This is a genomic window from Emticicia sp. C21, assembly GCF_003418935.1.
Lineage (GTDB): Bacteria > Bacteroidota > Bacteroidia > Cytophagales > Spirosomataceae > Emticicia.
Window position 1 is genome coordinate 1 of sequence record NZ_QVMT01000033.1, and the last position, 1,192, is coordinate 1,192.

Sequence of the window (1,192 nt, forward strand, 5' to 3'; positions counted from 1 at the left end):
AAGTGCAGGAACTTATACAGTCACAGTTACTGATGCCAAAGGATGTACAGCAACGGCCACAGTAACTATTACCCAACCAAATGTACTAACAACAAGTATCACTAAAGTTGATGTAAGCTGTAATGGAGACAGCAATGGCAGTGCCACAGTAACGCCAGTGGGTGGAACTTCACCATATACTTATCAATGGTCGCCAAGTGGAGGAACAGCGGCAACAGCCAATAACTTATCAGCGGGTACTTACACAGTAACAGTGACAGATGCGAAAGGTTGTACAGCCACAGCAACCGTAACTATTACCCAACCAAATGTTTTAACAGCCAGCATCACTAAAGTTGATGTAAGCTGCAATGGAGGCAATAATGGTAGTGCAACAGTAACGCCAAACGGTGGAACATCACCATACACTTATCAATGGTCATCAAGTGGAGGCACTTCTGCAACCACTTCTAACCGAAGTGCAGGAACATACACAGTCACAGTTACCGATGCTAAAGGATGTACAGCAACAGCCACAGTTACTATCACTCAACCAAATGTGTTGACTGTAAGTATCACCAAAGTTGATGTCAGCTGTAATGGAGGTAGTAATGGTAGTGCAACTGTAACGCCAAATGGTGGTACATCCCCTTACACTTATCAATGGTCATCAAGCGGCGGCACGGCGGCAACAGCTAATAACTTAACAGCGGGTACTTACACTGTAACAGTTACAGATGCCAAAGGTTGCACAGCAACGACCACAGTAACTATTACCCAACCAAATGTACTAACAACAAGCATCACCAAAGTTGATGTTAGCTGTAACGGGGGCAATAATGGCAGTGCAACAGTAACACCAGTTGGTGGAACCTCTCCTTACACTTATCAATGGTCATCAAGTGGTGGCACAACGACAACAGCGAGTAACTTAGCAGCAGGCACTTATACTGTGACAGTGACAGATGCCAAAGGCTGTACAGCAACAGCCACAGTTACTATCGCTCAACCAAATGTGTTGACTGTAAGTATTACCAAAGTTGATGTAAGCTGTAACGGAGGCAATAATGGCAGTGCAACAGTAACACCAGTTGGTGGAACCTCTCCTTACACTTATCAATGGTCACCAAGTGGCGGCACAGGTGCGACAGCGAGTAACTTAACAGCGGGTACTTACACAGTCACAGTTACTGATGCCAAAGGATGTACAGCA

1 pseudogene is annotated in these 1,192 nt (G+C 45.1%); it reads left to right on the plus strand.

From position 1 onward, the window contains the following. A pseudogene (locus tag D0T08_RS27400) lies at positions 1-1,192 on the plus strand (SprB repeat-containing protein); the annotation flags it as partial.